This is a genomic window from Methylophilus medardicus, assembly GCF_006363955.1.
Taxonomy (GTDB): Bacteria; Pseudomonadota; Gammaproteobacteria; order Burkholderiales; family Methylophilaceae; genus Methylophilus; species Methylophilus medardensis.
Map to the genome: position 1 here is coordinate 660,872 of NZ_CP040948.1, position 17,916 is coordinate 678,787.

Genomic DNA, 17,916 nt, shown 5'->3' on the forward strand with positions numbered 1-17,916 from the left:
AAATTAAAACGGGTGCATTTGCACCCGTTTTTTTATTTGCTTTCTAACATGAAGCTTTTTATTTTTTGCATCGCTTTTTGTTCAATCTGGCGAATACGCTCTGCAGACACATTAAATTCAGCAGCGAGCTCATGCAGCGTAGAAGTACCGCTCTCGGTTAACCAGCGCGCTTGCAATACGCGGCGGCTACGATCATCCAACTGTTGCAAAGCCATGCTCAAGCCTTCTGTTTGCAAATGCTCGTTTTGCAAGTTTTCGAGCAGCGTGGAGGGCTCTGGACCTTCGTCCTCTAAAAATGCGATTGGGCTGTAAACTTCTTCGCCATCATCATCGACTTGCGCGTCTAACGAGATCTCCTGACCGTTCAGGCGATACTCCATCTCGGTCACTTCTTCCGGTTTGACGTTGAGTTCGGTCGCAATCCGTTGCACATCGTCTTGGCTCAGCGATTCAAAGCCTTGCTTCATGCTGCGCAAATTAAAAAATAATTTGCGCTGTGCCTTGGTCGTCGCAGTTTTCACCAAGCGCCAATTACGCACAATATATTCGTGTATCTCCGCTTTAATCCAATGCATCGCAAAAGAAACCAAGCGCACGCCACGGTCCGGATCAAAGCGCTTTACCGCCTTCATCAAACCAATATTACCTTCCTGAATCAGGTCGGATTGTGGCAGGCCATAACCGCTGTAACCGCGGGCAATGCTGGCGACCAAACGTAAGTGGGACACAATTAATGCCCGTGCGGCTTCAAGATCACCACTTTCTTTCAGTTGGCTGGCATAGCGGTACTCTTCTTCAGGGGTTAGCACTGGAAACTGCTTGATCGTGCGCAGGTATTTATCCAAGCTGTCCGCGGATGCAACAATAGGTAAAGTTAACGCGTTGATAATAAACTCCTTATTCAAAGAAGATAATGTACCTGATTTTAGCACTCAAACTATGAGAGTGCTAGCCCCAGTAAAAGTTCCAGCAGAAGGGTGTTTGTCCTCCTGATCTCCGCAATGCGTATGACCACTTCCCCGTAAAGCCTCCGACCATCGCTAAACTAACCCATGGCGCGAGAAATATAGATATCGCTCACTCAATCGCCCCGCGGTTAGGAATTTCCTGTTTGCTCGAGCGTGAATTTGTCAGACAAACGCCGTAGCCAATAACAGACGGACACCACTTATGCCTTAAGGATTGACACTCTATAATCTGTGCGTATGTTAGGCGTACTGTGTAAACAAAAGCCGCGTCCTAGCTTGAAATAAGTTTGATGCTTATTGACCAAGAGTCGTCGTATTCGCAATGCAGTTTGGGTGTGGTTGCGGGGCAAAATAAACACAGCATCCATGACAAATTGTGTTGGATGTTAAATAAAAATTGTCGCGATAATAAATTTATACAACATCATTAATGCAAGAATGTTGATTGAAGGTTGCTCGGTGTTATGTTCTTAACCAATTCGCCCGCGTTAGCCCTGCTGTTCCAAGGAGAATATGATTTTTCTTTGGTGATGCTCTCATTGTTTTTTGCCTTCTTTTCTACCTTTCCGGCCTTGATGGTCATCAACAGCATTGGTCCCCACACACAAAAAATAGCGCGCTTTTTGCTGACACTGCTGGCCGCGCTGACAATGGGGGTCGGTATTTGGGCCACCCACTTTATTGGCATGGTCGCGTTAAAGCTGCCTTGTTCGAGCAGTTATCAACAAGTGCTCACCTTACTTTCTATGGTGCCTATCGTGCTAGCGAGCTGGACGTTTTTATCGTTTGCCAAGGCCAAAGGAACCAGTGGGACTCCGCTCTATAGCAATGCTTTGGCGTTGGGCTTAGGGGTGGCAAGTATGCACTTCATCGGCATGTCTGCGATGCGGATTGAGGGCACAATTTATTACGCTCCCTTGATTTTTGCGGCTGCCATTGCCGGTGTCTTGGGGTTCGCGTATCTGGCGCTGAAGTGCACGGTAAAGCTGGATATGCGCAAAAAAAGGCATTTGTTGATCGTCAGTTTAATCATTGGGCTTGCCGTCTCCATCTTGCATTACACCGCAGTGTTTGCCACTTATTTTGTAAAGGGTGGCATTTTAGAGGCCGGTGCATTTTCGATCTATAAAAACGAGTTAAAACAAATCATCATCAACGTGCTCGAGTTTCAAGGCTTGTCGCTGCTGATTGCCTATATTTACTCACTCAAAAAACACGTGCATGGCTACCAAGCCAGTGAGATGGAATTACATTCGCTAGTGGCCACCATTGAAGATTACGCCATTATCAAACTGGATAAGCAGGGTTATATTAAAACCTGGAATATGGGAGCACAACGCATTAAAGGCTATGCGGCTGAGGAGGTGATCGGCAAGCATTTCTCGTTGTTCTATCCGGCCGATGATATTGCTTCTGGTCTGGTGGGGCGCATTTTGCAAGAGGCTTGTGATCAAGGCAAGTTTGAGGATGAGGGGTTAAGGGTCAGAAAAAATGGCTCTATGTTTTATGCCAGTGTGGTGATTCGGCCGATTTGGGCTGCCGATGGCAGCCTCGATGGGTTTTCTAAAGTCACGCGCGACATCACCGAACGCAAGCAAAGCCAGTCCTCTTTGCATGAAAAGCAGCAATTTATTTCGAGTATTACCGATGCCATGCGCGAGGCGGTATATGCGCTGGACAAAAATGGTCTGCTGATTTTTATGAATCCGGAAGCCGAGAAAATTCTTGGCTGGAAACTCAAAGAGTTGTACGGCAAAAGCATGCATGACACCACGCATCACCTGCGGGTAGACGGCAGTACCCTACCTTATGAGGAGTGTATTGTCAGACGGGCAATGCTCACCGGTAAGTCGATTAGTTCTGATGATGAGGTCTTTATCACCAAAGATAAGATCGTGTTGCCAGTGGCAATCAACGCCTCACCTTTGCGCAATGATAATGAAATTATTGGCAGTGTCGTCATTTTCAGAGACATTCGCAGAGAAAAATTGGTTGAGGAAAGCCTGCGTGAAAATGCAGCCAGAATGCGTAAGCTGCTGGAAATCAGCCCGATTGCAGTGCGTATTTTGTCACTGGGTAGCAACAAGGTGATCTTTGCCAATCAAAGTTATGCAGAAATGTTAAGTGTTGATGCAGAAAGTATGATTGGCACCAATCCAAATGGCTTTTACAAATATCCCGATGAATACAATCAAATTTTGGCTGAGCTTTCTGCCGGCAAATCGGTGATCAATCAGCTGGTGGAGCTTCGGTCTAATCAGGGCCGTGAAATTTGGGTAGTAGCCTCTTATTACAACATTGATTATGGCGGTGATCGTTGTATTTTGGGCTGGTTTTACGATGTGACCGAGTTGCGCCAAGCCAAGGAAATTGCCGAGGATGCCGCCAAAATGAAATCGGAGTTCTTGTCCACCATGAGTCATGAAATCAGAACACCGATGAATGGCGTTATCGGGATGATTGATCTGCTATTGGATACCCCGCTCGACAAGGAGCAGGCGAATTTTGCCACCACCATTAAAGAGTGTTCCTATGCGCTGTTGAGTATTTTGAATGACATTCTTGATTTTTCAAAAATTGAAGCGGGCAAGCTTGAGATTGTTGAACAAGAGTTTGAGGTGCAACCAATGGTGGAGGCATGTATCGACCTCTTCGCTAGCAAGGCACTGGAGAAAAATATCCAGCTGATTAGTTATATCGCGCCGGATGTGTATCCGTTATTGATTGGCGACAGTGGTCGATTAAGACAAATTATCTTGAATCTGCTTGGCAATGCCATCAAGTTCACCGCGTCAGGCATGATCAAGCTAGAAGTGCATGTGCGTGAGGATGCGCATGATCATCAAGCCGTGTATTTCGAAGTGAGCGACACCGGCATCGGACTGACCCCGCAAGTCATCAATAAACTGTTTAAACCATTTACCCAAGCAGATGGATCGGTGACGCGAAAATACGGTGGAACTGGACTTGGATTGTCAATCTGCAAGCGTTTATTAGAAGCCATGCATGGCAACATCGGTGTAGAGAGCAAGCCCGGTGCCGGCTCCAACTTCTGGTTTGCACTGCCGTTGAAAAAGGGCATGCAAGGGCTCATTAGCAGCAAGGATGCGCTGATTAACAGCCAAAGTTTGCTGGTGTCCTCTCAGCCCAACGTCATTAAAGACATGCTGCTCAAAACGATTGAGCATTGGGGCGGCAATGTGGACAGCATGGACTCAACCACGCACATGCTGGATTCACTTGCCGATGTCGAAGCCTATGATTTGCTTATTTTGCTCAATCCAGAGGCAGGCTTTGACCTGCCGGCCTTGCTCGCCGCCATTGATGCGAAACAATTAACCACCCGTGTATTGGTGTTCAGCGATGATAAATCGTTTGCGCAGATTCACTACCCAAAACTGTATGTCAGTGGCCTGATGCCCTTTAAGCAGACGGGCGTGTATGGCGCCTTAGTCAAAGCGCTTGACCGCAGGAAAATGGATGCACCCGTGCACAGCGAGCGGCGGCGGCGGGCCATCCAGCCGGCGGTGTTGCCGGTGGTTGACAAGAATATCTTGATTTTGTTGGTGGATGACAATGAGGTCAATCGTATGGTGGCTGAGCGGCAATTAACAAAATTAGGCTACGCCGTTGATACTGCCAAGGATGGTTTGCAAGCCCTAGAAAAGCTGCAACAGCAAGCATACCGTTTGATTCTCATGGATTGCCAGATGCCGGTGATGGACGGATTTGAAGCTACCCGAACCATACGTAAGCAAGAGCAGGGCAGCGGCCAACATATGCCGATTGTGGCGATGACCGCCAATGCCATGAATGGTGACAGAGAACAGTGTTTTGAGGCCGGCATGGATGCTTATTTGACCAAACCCGTGAATATTCAGGCATTGCAAGAAACGCTGCAAAAATGGATTCCCGAAAACACGCACTCTGATATTGAGGCTGTTTCGCCTTTGCTAGACCCCGCCTTGGAGCAGCTGGATATTGCGCGCCTAAGCGCTTTGTTTGATGGGGATGCTGATGAGATCAAGGCCATTCTGCAGGCGTTTTTATCCTCCTTGCCTGCCTTATCCGCTGAGTTGTCTGATGCCTGCAGCCAAGCGGATCTAGACACCATCCGAAAAGTGGCGCATCACCTATATGGCGCTGCCTCGAATATTGGGGTAAACAGAATTGCCAAGGTGTGTGCGTTGATTGAGGAGCGGGTTTCCCATCAGCAAGTCACGCAGCTTGATAGCCTGCGGACTTTGTTGACCGAAGAGACAGACCAGTTCGCAACATTTATTCAAGCAGAGTTTGGAGTACAGCCATGAAGGTATTAGTCGTCGATGACAGTCAAATTAACCTGACCTTGTTTTCAGCTTTGTTGAATAAAATGGAGGATGTCACCCCGGTGACCTTTTTAAATCCGCTTCTGGCGCTGGAATGGTGTGCCGAGCAAGATCCTGATTTGGTCTTGCTGGATTACATGATGCCAGAACTCGATGGCTTAGCCTTTTTGGCTCGGTTTCGACAGTTAGCTGGCAAAGAGAGCATTCCAGTCATCATGGTGACTGCGGTGACCGAGAGAGATATTCGCCATCAAGGCCTTGAAGCTTCTGCCAACGATTTTTTAAACAAGCCTGTTGATAAAGTGGAGTTTCAGGCGCGGGTAAAAAACATGTTGACCTTGCGGCGTGCCCAAGTCCAACTACTCAACCGCGCAGAATGGTTGGCGGAAGAAGTGAAAAAAGCGACCAAAGAGCTGGTGGAAAGTGAGCATGAGCTCATTCACCGCTTGTCAAAAGCGGCCGAGTATCGTGACCCTGAAACCGGGGCACATATTTTACGCATGTCCAATTACTCTAAATTGATTGCAAAAAATCTCGGCTTACCGGCTGTCGAACAAGAGTTGTTACTTACCGCTGCCCCCATGCATGACATTGGAAAGATCGGCATTCCTGACCAGATATTACTCAAACCGGGGCGACTGGATGAGAGCGAGTTAGAAGTGATGCGAAAACATGCAGAATATGGCGCAGAGCTATTAAAAAATGCGACCACCGTGCTCACCAAAACGGCGCAAATTGTGGCCGCAACGCACCATGAAAAATATGATGGTTCGGGTTACCCCAACGGCCTCAAAGGCGATGAGATTCCGCTGTATGGCAGGATTGTTGCGCTGGCAGATGTGTTCGATGCCTTGACTTCCGTCAGGCCCTACAAAAAGGCTTGGTCGATTGAGGATGCCAAACGCTATGTGGTAGAAAACGCAGGCACGCATTTTGATCCCAAGTGTGTGGCAGCGTTCTTGGCAGACTGGGACGAAGTGTTGGCAATTAATGCAAAATTTAAAGATGACCATGCGTAGATTCTACTTGCCCGCTGTGTCAGCTCGCTGGTGCATTGCCCTGCTGGCCTTGATGCTGTCTAGCCTTCTGGCTGGGTATCCGGCCCATGCGGCCACGGCAGTACACAAACCCTTGGTGGTCGGTAGTGAGGAAGAGTACCCGCCGTTCTCTATTGGTTATACCGATGAGACGGCCGATGGTTTTACCGTAGAGCTCTGGAAAGCGGTAGCTGCCAAGGCGCAGCTGGACTACGTGATTCATGTGAAGCCGTTTAAACAGCTGCTGGCGGATATCAACACGGGTCAGGTGGATGTGCTGATTAACTTAGCGCAGTCCGAGGATCGTAAAAAGATGGTTGATTTTACGGTGCCGCATGTGACGGTCTCAGGGGGCATTTTTGTCCGAAAATCTACCGGCCGTATCCTGAAAGAAGACGATCTCAATGGCAAAGAAGTGATTGTCATGAGTGGTGATCTCGCGCAGAGTTACGCCCAATCCCAACCGTGGGGCGGACGCCTCACGCTCGTCAACTCTGCCTCAGAAGCCTTTAATTTACTGGCCTCTGGCAAACATGATGCGGTGGTCATCAGTAAATTAGCCGGCGAAAAAACCATCAAGCAACTGCAACTGGATAACGTCAAGCTGGTGGATGCGAGCATCGGGTTTCAACAAAAGTTTTCGTTTGCAGTCACTAAAGGCAATGCGGATTTGCTCGCGAGAATTAATGAGGGCATGGCGCTAGTGAAGGAGAGCGGTGAGTACGATGCCATCTATAACAAATGGTTTGCTATTTATCACTTAGAGCCAGCACTTTTCACGGATGCTTTTTATATTTCGACCGTATTTGCGGTGTTATCGATCTCATTGGCAGGATTTTTGTTTTACATGCGCACGAGCGATAAAAAACAATCGCATCATTTGATTCGTGAAGCGAACAAGAATTTTGAAAGCGTGTTATCAGCAGCCTCGCATTTTTCAATCATTGCCACGGACATGCAAGGGGTGATTAACACGTTTAATACTGGGGCAGAGCAGTTACTAGGTTATCGTGCGGCTGACATGTTGGCCAATGTCAACATCGTGACACTGCATCATCGCCCCGAGCTGGAATTACGCAGGTCTAAATTGAGTAAATATTTTAAGCGCAGTTTGAGTGAGTTTGATGCGCTGGTGTTTAAGGCCTTGTTGGGCGAGCGTGAGAGTTTTGAGTGTGAGTATCTGTCGAGTGACCAGCGCAAAATTAGCGTGATGCTCAACATCTCCTTAATGAAAAATGCCGAAGACAACATTATTGGCTTTTTATTTATTGCTCAGGATATTACCGAGCGCAAAAAACTGGAAGAAGTGCAAGTTCGGTATCTGGACAAATTAAGACATAGCGAAGTTTATCGTGCCGCTATTTTGGAGTGTGCACCGGATGCGATCATGATCATGAATGAAGAGGGTGCTTTTGTGGAATTTAACCCTGCCGCAGAAAAGCTGTTTGATTATCAGCGCGCCGAAGTGATTGGACACAAAGTGGCCAACCTGATTATTCCTGCAGTGCATCGAGGCAGGCATGATGAAGGCATGAAAACTTATCTTAAATCCGGCGCCAGCGCTATTTTAGGGCGAAGAGTGGTGGTGCCAGCCATGCGCCGAGATGGCAGCGAAATTCAAATTGAAATGACGGTGATCCCATTTGATGTGGATGAGCAGCAACATTTTCTCGCCTATGCCAGAGAAATGTCGAACACCGTCAGTGATCGCCAATAAGCCGAATGCCCCTTACAGGTCAAGAAAGAGGAAATAGCAATTGCAAGGGGGGTGGGAAAGGGTTGGGAATGATGGGCGGATACTCATACGGGGGAGAGCAGATGCTGAAATCTTTATCCGCTTTCAAACAATGCTTTCGTGCAACACACACAGACCTTTGTTCCTTATCAAACAACATTCTGAACAAAGCGTAGGGTTTTATGACAGTTGTCGTGAAGCAACCATGCTTTTTCAAGCCGTTGTGATGGCTAACATTACAATAAATCTACAGGCAGCCGCCTGCGCTAAGGTGCAACTTTAGCAGCGCAAGCTGACGGCTCGCTTACACATCACGGTTTTACAACGTCAAGCGGTTACAATCGCTAGCCAGTCAGCAGCACGAGCTTAGTCGTGCCCACGCCCATGTCCGCGACCATGCCCATGGCCGTGATCATCGTCATCATGCCAATGCGCGTGATGGTCACCACCGCGTCCCGGGCCTGGTCGACCCGCATAGGCGTTGTAGCGCGGTGCGTACACATGTTGATACCAGCCATCCTGCACAAAGTACACCTGTCTGCCACACGCACCATACTGGCCGCAGTAACGCCCCCATTTTTTCATATGTCCTGGCGGGACGCGTAGATAGAGTGGCGCTTGCACGACGGCGACGGGTGGCGGTTGAATGATCACGGGTTGCGGGTAAATCACCTGCGGTGCAGGGTATGGATTCCCCAACACAATCTGGCCATAAAAGCCCGGTTGCCCGACACTGACAGCAACGCCGCCCTCCGCCATTGCCGACATCGAAACGCCCATCCATAACACACACATCAAACCATATTTCATTATGTTGTCACCTCAAAAAGATTTAGCCCTGTTGCTGAACGCATGGCACTGCAACCCCATGCTGAGGCAGATTTTATTAAGCAAGGCTAGAGAGTGACAGTCTTAGGATGCTGATCGTCTTGTCAGAAAAGGCTGACAAGACGATCAGGGATTGAAGTACGGTTACACATCGGTGTATCGCGCATTATTTGATGTTACGAATTGCCATCCATCCCGCATCGTGCATACAGGCGACAAAGGCGCGTTTGTATTGTTGGGTTTTGTAATCCGGCAGATAGTCTGGGCCCAGTTTTTTCTCGCAAACTGACTGATCTTGCTGCAATTGCTTTGGAAACGCGCCCATTTTCCACCATGAATTGATTGCGTAAACCACCTCAGGCCCATCGTTTACCGTGGAGTGCGCCGTCACCGCTTTACTCGGGCTGGGTTCTTGGGGCATAGCGGGCGCAGCCACTGCCGTGGCTGTGCTTGGCGTTTGTGGTGTTTTTGTAACAGTAGGCGCCGTCGGTGTCTTGGCTGGCTGCGGGGGTAACTCGATGAATGGGCTTGGCTTCGCTTGGCTGGCCTGCTTGTTATCGGTCACATCGATGGTTGCAAATAAAGGATCTAACGCATCCACCTTCGGTTTTTGCCAGCCTTGTTCTGCCAGGCAGGCAGAGAGCTGATCACCGGTGCCGCGGCAGGCCTGATGGGCGCGATCTATATCTTGTTGTGAGCCGCCGCGCTTATAAGAAACCTCGCCACAACCGGCGATGAAAACACTCAATACCACGTAAGTTAAAAGACGCATTGCTTGTCCTGTGTTCAATTTGTTATGTGCAGTCTAGCGGTGTTTGACTGCCATCGCCACTACGCAAATTGACGTATTTGTCCTACACCACCCTCTCGTTAAGCTTGGCACAAGTTTTGGTTGACTTGTGATGTTTGAATTTAACGAGAAAGGGAATTCTACGATGATGAATATTAAAAAATGTGCCTTGCACACTGCAGTAATGTTGGCTTGCGGGTTGGGTACGCAATTGGCTAATGCGGGTGCCACGATTAGTTTCGGTGAGGACAAGTATATCAGTGCTGGCTTTGGGTTTATTTCTAGTTACAACTCTGTTGAAGATGCTTCTAATGGGGGTAAAGATCGTTCAAACGATTTCACCTTGGACAGTGCGCGTTTGTATTTGTCGGGTTCATTTAACAAATACATCAAAGGCATGTTGAATACTGAGAAGTCTGGTGGCGGTTCCGCGAACAGTAACTTTGAAGTGATTGATGCCAACGTACAGTTCCAAGTCACTCCTGAAGTTGCTATCTGGGCTGGTCGTTTCCTCTCCCCAAGTGACCGCGCCAACATGGCAGGTCCGTACTACTCTATGGGTGGCGGCTATTGGGCAAACATCGCTTCTCGTTACGGATGGAATGGTGGTGTGATTGGTCGTGATGATGGTGTGGCTGTAGTTTCAAGTTTCCTCGAAGATCATTTGGCTGTTTCATTTGGTGCTTTTGAAGGTAACCAAATATTCCGTTTTAGTGGTGTTGGTGCGCAGTCGCAATCCTCTACGACTAAAGATAACCTGATGTATGCTGGCCGTGTGCAATACAACTTCTGGGATGCTGAACCTGGCTATTACGGTACAGGTAACTACTTCGGTGCAAAAGATATTCTTTCTATTGGCATTGCTGGTCGTATGAAAAAAGATGGTGCTGTTGCCCCAGCAGTTTCTGGTGTGGCGGGTGACTACAAATCATACAGCGTTGACTTTTTGTTAGAGAAAAAAGATGTTGGGCCAGGCACATTCTCAGCCGAAGCTGCCTACTATTACTATGACACAGACAATGTGTTCTTGGGCGAGCAAGGTAAAGCTTACTCTGCAGGTCTTGGTTATTTGTTCAGCGAACCTGTTGGTTGGGGCAAGATTATGCCTATCGTGCGCTACCAAAAATTTGATGCAGATGGTGTAACAAGTTTTGATGGGTCTACTAGTCCGGCAACATTTACCAATAATCGAGGCAGTAACGACACCAAGCGTTTTGAGATTGGCGCTAACTACATCATTGCCCCATACAACTCTGTGATTACAGCTACCGTTGGCAAAACAGATACATCTGCTACTTCAAGCGATAATTTCGTCAAAGTCGCCCTGCAAATGCAATTTTAATTAATGACTTATAACCCTTTCTCACAAAGGAGATGAGTGTAATGAAAACAATAGTGAAGTTGGATTTGGATAAAAAGCCCTGGGAACAGGACGGTCAGATTCATAACCGCTGGCACCCAGATTTACCCATGATTGCCATGGTTAAACCAGGGGATGAGTTCCGCGTAGAGTGTATGGATTGGACCGGCGGTCAAATTGGTAACAATGACAGCGCTAACGATATCCGTGACGTGGACTTAACTCAGGTGCACTACCTGAGTGGTCCGATCGGTGTCGAAGGGGCTGAGCCTGGTGACCTGATGGTGGTTGAGATTCTGGATGTCGGTACCTTTGACGACCAGCAGTGGGGCTTTAACGGTCTGTTTGCTAAAGAGAATGGCGGTGGTTTCTTGACCGACCATTTCCCTAAGGCAAGCAAGTCGATCTGGGATTTCCACGGTGTCTACACCACCTCGCGTCACGTACCGAAAGTCCGTTATGCCGGCATCATGCATCCGGGCTTGATTGGCTGCTTGCCATCACGTGAGTTACTGGATACCTGGAATGAACGTGAAGCTGCGTTGATTGCCACCGATCCAGACCGCGTGCCTGCGCTGGCGCTGCCACCTGAGCCTAAATCTGCCGTCATGGGCCGGTTGTCTGGCGACGCTGCCAAAAAAGCGGCGGCGGAAGGTGCGCGTACCGTGCCACCGCGTGATCATGGTGGTAACTGCGACATCAAAAACTTGACCAAGGGTTCAAAAATATTCTTCCCGGTCTATGTGAAGGATGGCGGTCTCTCCATGGGTGACCTGCACTTCTCACAAGGCGATGGTGAAATTACGTTCTGTGGTGCCATTGAAATGGCTGGCTATCTGGATATTAAAGTCAGCTTGATCAAAGACGGTGTAAAAAAATACGCCATCAAAAACCCGATCTTCCAACCAAGCCCGATTACCCCGACTTATCGTGACTACGTCATTTTTGAAGGGATTTCAGTCGATGAAGCTGGCAAGCAACATTATCTGGATGTCCATGTCGCTTACCGTCAGGCTTGTCTGAACGCGATTGAGTACCTGAAAAAGTTTGGTTACAGCGGCGAACAAGCCGTGGCAATTTTGGGCACAGCACCGGTAGAGGGCCATATCAGCGGCATCGTCGATATTCCTAACGCCTGTGCAACATTGTGGATTCCGACGGAGATCTTTGAATTTGATATTCGCCCAAATGCCGATGGACCGAAGATCGAAGTGCCACCTGGCATTAGCGTGGCGCCAAGTACTTAATCAAGTTTTAAAGGCGACGTTTTTAACAGCCCGGTTTGCATAAGGAAAGTACAGATGCCTATTTACGAATATGAGTGTGACAGTTGTGGTGTGTTTACCGCGCTACGCAAAATGAGTGAATCCAGTTTGCCAGCGGATTGCGAGTGTTGTGGGTCTGAAAGCCCGCGCATCCTATCCGTGCCCAAACTGGCCATCATGGGCAAGCAACAACGGTCCGCACATGAGCGTAACGAGAAAGCTGCGCATGAGCCTCGCAGTGGACGCCGCTCCAGTTGTGGTTGCACAGGATCACATACCTGCAAAACCACTACCAAGGTGAACCCGGATAACGGCAAACCTGCGATGCAAATGCAAACCAAAAAAACAGCGCGGCCTTGGATGATCGGGCACTAGGCCTGATCAGACAACCGACAAGATTGAAGCAGCAATAGCAATTAACTTAATTGATTTATCCATAAAGGAGAAGATGTAATGAGTACCTTAAACAGACGAGGTTTTATGAAAGGCGCATTGCTGGGTGCCATGATGGCCGCTGGCCTCATCACTGGTCACGCTTTTGCAGCGGATTTTCCAACAGCAAAAGTGAACACCACTGGCTTGGCAGTGACCGATACAACAGTAAAAGTAGGTATTCTGCACTCTGCCACAGGGACCATGGCGATCAGTGAAACGGGTTCGATTCAGGCTGAAAAACTGGCCATTGAGCAAATCAATGCCATGGGTGGTATCTTGGGTCGCAAAATTGAAATCGTGCAAGAAGATGGTGCTTCTGACTGGCCAACATTTGCCGAAAAAGCAAAAAAATTGCTCGAAAAAGACAAAGTGGCTTCTGTGATGGGTTGCTGGACTTCAGCTTCACGTAAAGCAGCCTTGCCAGTGTTTGAAAAAGACAACGGCTTGCTGTTCTACCCAACGTTTTACGAAGGTTTAGAGCAATCTAAAAACGTGTTCTACACAGGTCAAGAAGCCACACAACAAATTCTGGCGGGTTTGGACTGGATTGCAAAAGAGAAAAATGCCAAAACATTCTATCTGATCGGTTCAGACTACATCTGGCCACGTACGTCGATGAAAATTGCGCGTAAACACATCGAGCAACATCTGGGCGGCAAAGTGGTGGGTGAAGAGTACATCGCGCTGGGCGATACACAGTTCGGTTCAGTGATCAACAAGATCAAACTGAAAAAACCTGACGTGATTTACGCAGCAGTGGTAGGTGGTAGTAACGTTGCTTGGTTTAAACAATTGAACGCGGCTGGTTTGAACTCCAGCAAACAAACCATGCTGACCATTTCGGTAACAGAAGATGAAGTGTTAGGTATTGGTGGCGAAAACTTGGCTGGTTTCTACTCTGCCATGAAGTATTTCCAATCCCAAGACAATGATTCAAACAAGAAATTTGTTGAAGCATTCAAAAAACGCTGGGGTAAAGATGCTGTGATCGGTGACGTGACCCAAGCGGCTTATCTGGGCCCATGGTTGTACAAAGCTGCGGTTGAACGTGCCGGTAGCTTCGATGTAGACAAAGTACAAGCGGCATTGCCTGGTTACGAGTTCAAAGATGCACCTGAAGGTTCTGTGACTGTGGAAGCTAACCATCACTTGACGACCAAACTGCGTATCGGTCAATGGGGTAAAGATGGTCAAGCTAAAGTGGTTTACACCTCTGGTTACATCAAACCTGATCCATTTCCAAAAGGCTATCAATAAGCTAGTCCTGTCTTAATGGTATAAGCGGTAGCCGGGTGATCCGGCTACCCTTTGCCACAAGTAACAAATATTTATTTGAGAAGTAGCATTTAAAGGAGACCGATATGTTTGGTTATTCGATGGCTGAGATAGGCAATATTGTGGTGATGCAGGGTTTTTCCGGCCTGAGCATGTTTACAGTGTTGCTACTGATGGCACTGGGTCTCGCGATTATTTTCGGGCAGATGGGTGTGATTAATATGGCGCACGGTGAGTTTATGACGATTGGTGCTTACACCACAGTCATGCTCTCAAAAGTAGCGGCCACCTACGGTTTTACAAATTATTATTTTATATTTGCCATCCTGATTGCATTTGGTTTGGCGTTTATCGTCGGTTATTTCATTGAGTTTGTCATGATCCGGCATCTCTACAAACGCCCCCTAGACACTTTATTGGCGACCTGGGGCCTCAGTTTGGTCATGCAACAAATCTTCCGCTCGACCTTTGGTGCCAAAGAGGTGAGTGCAGAATTGCCAGAGTGGATGCTTGGCTCTTTCCAACCAACGCCTGATATCGATATTCCGATCAACGGGGTATTTGTCATGGGTCTGGCTGCGCTGGTGACGTTTGGGGTGTACATGTTCATGTTCAAATCCCGCTGGGGTCTACGTGTGCGTGCCACCGTGCAAAACCGCACCATGGCGGGCGCGGTGGGCATCAATACTGCCAAAGTTGACCGTGTGACCTTTGCGCTGGGCTGCGGCATTGCCGGTATTGCGGGCGCGGCATTTACAACGATCGCTTCTACAGGTCCGACCACCGGCACCCTCTACATCGTCGACAGCTTCATGGTTGTCGTGTTTGGCGGCGCGGCCAGTATTGTGGGGACAATTGCTTCTGCTTTCGGGATTGCGCAAGCCCAGTCTGTGCTGCAGTTCTTTATGACCAGCTCGATGGGCAAAGTGTCTACGTTGCTCGCTATCGTCACGATATTGATGATGAAACCGGAAGGTTTGTTTGCCTCCAAACTGCGTAAGTAACAGGCCATGGCAGCGTGTGCACACATTTGCCATGCTGCCATAAGTAAATAGACGTATTAAATGTTTACACCTGACGCAATAGAATCGACGCATCAACAGAGGAGAATCTTGATGACATTATGGGAAAAAATGAAAGCCAGTTCAGTACTGGGTGGTAAGGAGGGGGTGATCAGTTTGGCAGTATTGGCTGCCATCATCTTCGTAGTCTTGCCATTGGGCGTAGATATTTTTCGCCTAAACCTGATCGGCAAATACCTGACGTATGCATTTGTTGCCGTTGGCTTGGTCATGCTGTGGGGCCATGGCGGTATCCTCAGCCTTGGGCAGGGGATCTTCTTCGGCTTGGGTGGCTATGCCATGGCGATGTTCCTCAAACTTGAGGCCTCAGATCCACTGAGCACCAAAATTCAGTCCACGCCTGGTATTCCTGACTTTATGGACTGGAACCAGCTCACAGCATTGCCATGGTTTTGGGAGCCGTTCAAAAGCCTGCCGTTCACCATTTTTGCGGTGCTCACCATTCCAGCACTGTTCGCTTACATCATCGGTTATGCCATGTTTAAACGCCGTGTCGGTGGCGTGTACTTCTCCATCATCACGCAAGCGGTGGCTTTGATTCTGAGTATTCTGATTGTGGGTCAGCAAGGGTACACCGGCGGTGTGAACGGCATGACAGATTTGCGCACCATGCTGGGTTGGGATATCCGCACAGATTCTGCCAAATACATCCTGTATTTTGTGAATGGTCTGCTGTTGTTCGGCGCCATCTTCCTCTCTAAATACATCATGAGCAGCAAATTCGGCATGTTATTGCTGGCCATGCGTGATAAAGAGGAGCGTGTGCGGTTCTCTGGGTACGATGTGTCTAACTTTAAAATCTTCATCTTCTGTTTTGCTGCCATGTTGTCTGCAGTGGGCGGGGCGATGTTCACTTTGCAAGTTGGGTTTATGTCCCCTTCGTTCGTCGGGATTGTGCCTTCGATTGAAATGGTGATCTTTTGTGCGGTCGGCGGCCGTGCCTCACTGGTCGGCGCTGTCTACGGCACGCTGTTGGTCAATTACGGCAAAACGGTGTTCTCAGAAACCTATCCTGAAATGTGGTTGTTCTTGATGGGGGGCTTGTTCATTGCTGTGGTGATGTTCTTCCCAAGCGGCTTGGCAGGTATCTGGGATAAATACGCCACCAAGTATGGCTGGTTTAAAGACAAAGTTGCCCCTGCAAAAAAGCCTGAGGTAAGTACTTCTGAGGTAGAAGCACCGGCAGTACTTACCGAAACAATGACTGAACCAACGTTGACCCCTGATTCTACCGGGGTGGTTAGCAAGCAAGTCACCCGCAAGAAAGCAGATGCAAATGCTGCAATCGAGAGTAACAAATTGAGAGGAGCAGAAGCATGAGTAATACCGACTTCGTCTTGGCAGTAGAAGATTTAACCGTCTCCTTCGATGGCTTCAAAGCGGTGGATAGCCTCACCATGTATATCGACAAAAACGAGTTGCGCGTCCTGGTGGGGCCCAATGGGGCCGGTAAAACCACCGTGCTGGATCTGATTTGCGGTAAAACCAAATCGACGGCGGGTTCGATTAAATTTAATAACATCGAACTCACCAAGCTTTCCGAGCATGAGATCGTCCGATCTGGCGTGGGCCGCAAATTTCAAAACCCATCGATTTACGAAAATCTCTCGGTGTACCAAAACCTTGAAGTGTCTTATCCCAAAGGCCGTGGCGTGTTTGGCAGCCTGACCTTTAAGCGCACGCAAGCCGTTGAAGACCGTGTGCGTAAAGTGGCAGAAGACATCATGTTGACCGAGTTTCTCGACATGGAATCTGCATTGCTAAGCCACGGCCAAAAGCAATGGCTAGAGATTGGCATGCTGTTGATGCAAGAGCCTGAGTTGCTGATGCTGGATGAGCCAGTCGCTGGCATGAGTGCCAAAGAACGTGATCAGACCGCAGATTTACTCAACCGCATCTGCCAGAACCGCTCGGTGATCGTGATTGAGCATGACATGGAGTTTGTGAAGAAGATTGCGCACAAAGTGACGGTATTGCATCAAGGGAAAATCCTCGCCGAAGGGCCGATGGATAAAGTACAAAGCGACGAAAAAGTCATTGAAGTCTACCTGGGTCATTAAGTCCCATGGTCTTTAAAAAGCTGCCATAGAAGGAGCACAGCATGTTTGAAATTGAAAATTTGCAGGTGAGTTATGGCCAAAGCCAAGTGATTCATGGCCTGAATTTCAAAGCCAATAAAAATGAAACCTTGGCCATTATGGGCCGTAACGGTATGGGTAAAACGACCTTATTTAAGTCATTGATGGGCATTTTACCCAGCAAGGCAAGCAAGGCTACCGTCGATGGGGTTGACCTCCAAGGCGCGGCTACGCACGACCGTGTGATGAAAGGCTTGGCCTACGTGCCACAAGGCCGCTGGATTTTTCCCAATATGACGGTGCAGGAAAATATTGAGACGGGGCTTGAGAAAGCTTCAGGCCGCGAAATTCCAGACGATATTTTTGCGCTGTTCCCGGTGCTGCATGAAATGCGTAAGCGCAAGGGCGGCAACCTTTCCGGTGGTCAACAACAGCAATTGGCGATTGCGCGTGCACTCGTCACCAATCCTAAAGTATTGCTGCTGGATGAGCCGACCGAAGGGATTCAACCTTCGATCATTAAAGACATCGCAAAAGTGTTAAATGAAATCCGTAAGATGCGTGAGATCACCATCATTGTTTCAGAGCAGGTGTTGAGCTTTACCATGGAAGTCGCAGATCGCATTATTGTCATCGACAAAGGCCGCTTTATTCATGAAGACACGCGCGACAATGTCGACGCGGCCAAGGTGAAAAGTTATCTGTCTGTGTAAGCCTGCCTTGCCCGTAAAGGCA

14 protein-coding genes are annotated in these 17,916 nt (G+C 48.5%); 11 read left to right on the top strand and 3 right to left on the bottom strand.

Features of this window, described 5'->3' with window-relative positions; genetic code table 11:
• Positions 1 to 32: 32 nt before the first annotated feature.
• Positions 33 to 890: an RNA polymerase sigma factor RpoH gene (rpoH, locus tag FIT99_RS03215; RefSeq protein ID WP_189524805.1), complete on the bottom strand. Its 858-nt coding sequence runs from the start codon at positions 888 to 890 to the stop codon at positions 33 to 35.
• Between the two features lie 542 nt (positions 891 to 1,432).
• On the opposite strand from rpoH, the gene FIT99_RS03220 reads away from it, so the two are divergent.
• Genes FIT99_RS03220 through FIT99_RS03230 form a run of 3 tightly spaced genes read left to right on the top strand, consistent with a single transcriptional unit; the run spans position 1,433 to position 8,050 of the window.
• Positions 1,433 to 5,278, top strand: a complete 3,846-nt coding sequence (locus tag FIT99_RS03220; protein ID WP_140002906.1) for a PAS domain S-box protein — start codon at positions 1,433 to 1,435, stop codon at positions 5,276 to 5,278.
• A complete protein-coding gene (locus FIT99_RS03225; RefSeq protein ID WP_140002908.1) occupies positions 5,275 to 6,315 on the top strand; it encodes an HD domain-containing phosphohydrolase in 1,041 nt (346 codons plus the stop codon). Before FIT99_RS03220 ends, FIT99_RS03225 begins: the two co-directional genes overlap by 4 nt.
• On the top strand, positions 6,308 to 8,050 hold the full coding sequence (locus FIT99_RS03230) for a PAS domain S-box protein (protein WP_189524778.1): 1,743 nt from the start codon (positions 6,308 to 6,310) through the stop codon (positions 8,048 to 8,050). The genes FIT99_RS03225 and FIT99_RS03230 overlap by 8 nt, the downstream gene beginning before the upstream one ends.
• Positions 8,051 to 8,434: 384 nt before the next feature.
• Here FIT99_RS03230 and FIT99_RS03235 read toward each other — a convergent pair whose 3' ends face one another.
• Together FIT99_RS03235 and FIT99_RS03240 are read right to left on the bottom strand one after the other, a co-directional pair.
• Positions 8,435 to 8,878 (bottom strand): hypothetical protein, encoded by a 444-nt coding sequence (locus FIT99_RS03235; RefSeq protein ID WP_140002912.1) that lies wholly within the window; start codon positions 8,876 to 8,878, stop codon positions 8,435 to 8,437.
• 184 nt (positions 8,879 to 9,062) lie between these two features.
• The gene (locus tag FIT99_RS03240) at positions 9,063 to 9,668 is read right to left on the bottom strand and encodes a hypothetical protein (protein WP_223261265.1); all 606 of its coding nucleotides are present in this window, start codon (positions 9,666 to 9,668) and stop codon (positions 9,063 to 9,065) included.
• A 163-nt stretch (positions 9,669 to 9,831) separates the two neighbouring features.
• On the opposite strand from FIT99_RS03240, the gene FIT99_RS03245 reads away from it, so the two are divergent.
• The 8 genes from FIT99_RS03245 (at position 9,832) to urtE (ending at position 17,894) form a co-directional block, all read left to right on the top strand.
• The gene (locus tag FIT99_RS03245; protein WP_140002913.1) at positions 9,832 to 11,028 is read left to right on the top strand and encodes a porin; all 1,197 of its coding nucleotides are present in this window, start codon (positions 9,832 to 9,834) and stop codon (positions 11,026 to 11,028) included.
• A 41-nt stretch (positions 11,029 to 11,069) separates the two neighbouring features.
• Complete coding sequence (gene fmdA, locus FIT99_RS03250) at positions 11,070 to 12,293, top strand: formamidase (RefSeq protein ID WP_140002915.1); 1,224 nt, start codon at positions 11,070 to 11,072, stop codon at positions 12,291 to 12,293.
• A gap of 54 nt (positions 12,294 to 12,347) precedes the next feature.
• The gene (locus tag FIT99_RS03255) at positions 12,348 to 12,686 is read left to right on the top strand and encodes an FmdB family zinc ribbon protein (protein WP_140002917.1); all 339 of its coding nucleotides are present in this window, start codon (positions 12,348 to 12,350) and stop codon (positions 12,684 to 12,686) included.
• A gap of 78 nt (positions 12,687 to 12,764) precedes the next feature.
• Complete coding sequence (gene urtA / locus FIT99_RS03260; protein ID WP_140002919.1) at positions 12,765 to 14,003, top strand: urea ABC transporter substrate-binding protein; 1,239 nt, start codon at positions 12,765 to 12,767, stop codon at positions 14,001 to 14,003.
• Between the two features lie 104 nt (positions 14,004 to 14,107).
• Positions 14,108 to 15,025 (top strand): urea ABC transporter permease subunit UrtB, encoded by a 918-nt coding sequence (gene urtB / locus FIT99_RS03265; protein WP_140002921.1) that lies wholly within the window; start codon positions 14,108 to 14,110, stop codon positions 15,023 to 15,025.
• Between the two features lie 111 nt (positions 15,026 to 15,136).
• Positions 15,137 to 16,423, top strand: a complete 1,287-nt coding sequence (urtC, locus tag FIT99_RS03270) for an urea ABC transporter permease subunit UrtC (protein WP_140004620.1) — start codon at positions 15,137 to 15,139, stop codon at positions 16,421 to 16,423.
• A complete protein-coding gene (urtD, locus tag FIT99_RS03275) occupies positions 16,420 to 17,163 on the top strand; it encodes an urea ABC transporter ATP-binding protein UrtD (RefSeq protein WP_140002923.1) in 744 nt (247 codons plus the stop codon). The genes urtC and urtD overlap by 4 nt, the downstream gene beginning before the upstream one ends.
• 41 nt (positions 17,164 to 17,204) lie before the next feature.
• On the top strand, positions 17,205 to 17,894 hold the full coding sequence (gene urtE / locus FIT99_RS03280) for an urea ABC transporter ATP-binding subunit UrtE (RefSeq protein WP_140002925.1): 690 nt from the start codon (positions 17,205 to 17,207) through the stop codon (positions 17,892 to 17,894).
• The last annotated feature ends 22 nt before the right edge of the window (positions 17,895 to 17,916 follow it).